The organism is Vibrio sp. 2033 (genome assembly GCF_033339735.1).
The window spans coordinates 1-706 of the sequence record NZ_JAWOVC010000342.1 but is presented as its reverse complement, the minus strand read 5'-3'; the positions used below and the strand labels follow the sequence as shown (position 1 = coordinate 706).

At 46.9% G+C, this 706-nt stretch carries 1 protein-coding gene and 1 pseudogene; both read right to left on the bottom strand.

Annotated elements, in window-relative coordinates; translation table 11 throughout:
- Positions 1–98 (bottom strand): annotated as a pseudogene (locus R7P74_RS26480) (DNA polymerase III subunit delta'); the annotation flags it as partial.
- Between the two features lie 24 nt (positions 99–122).
- A partial coding sequence (gene tmk / locus R7P74_RS26475; RefSeq protein ID WP_318123628.1) for a dTMP kinase occupies positions 123–706 on the bottom strand: 584 nt, incomplete at its 5' end.

The following is a 706-nucleotide window of genomic DNA, read 5'->3' as shown; positions in this document are numbered from 1 at the left end:
TTACTTTGCAGCAATAAAGCTCCAGGAATTCGATCTGAATCCAACCCAGATTTGAGGTTCTCCCATGCTGGCTTTAGCCAAGGAAAATCATTAAACATGCGTAACCTATATTCGCTTTTTACTTACTGGCGAGACAACCATTCATTCAAGGCGTCTTGAATATCACGAGACACTTCTTCAATCGATTGTTCTGCATTGATCACAACAATTGACGGATCAGCATTGGCGATTTCCAAATAACGCTCACGAGTGCGCTCGAAGAAGCTGATATCCATCTTTTCAATACGGTCTAGCTCGCCACGACCACGAGCGCGCTCAAGACCGATACGAGGGTCGATGTCCATATAAAGTGTAAATGCGGGCTTAAAGTCACCCAACGTGGTGTCACGAAGGTTTTTCATGAGTGACGCATCAATTTGACGGCCACCACCTTGGTAAGCTTGTGATGACAAGTCATGGCGATCGCCAACAACCCATTGTCCGTTTGCAAGCGCTGGCTTAATCACATTCTCAACCAGTTGAACACGCGCGGCGTACAACAGAAGCAACTCTGTCATGTCTTTCAACTCTTCGCCTTCATGCTCTTCCTTGACTAAAGCGCGCATTTTCTCGGCAAGAGGTGTCCCACCAGGTTCACGCGTGTTAACGATGTTTTCGATTCCCGCTTGTTTGAGCGTGTCCAAAACCGTCTTAATCGCAGTGCTTT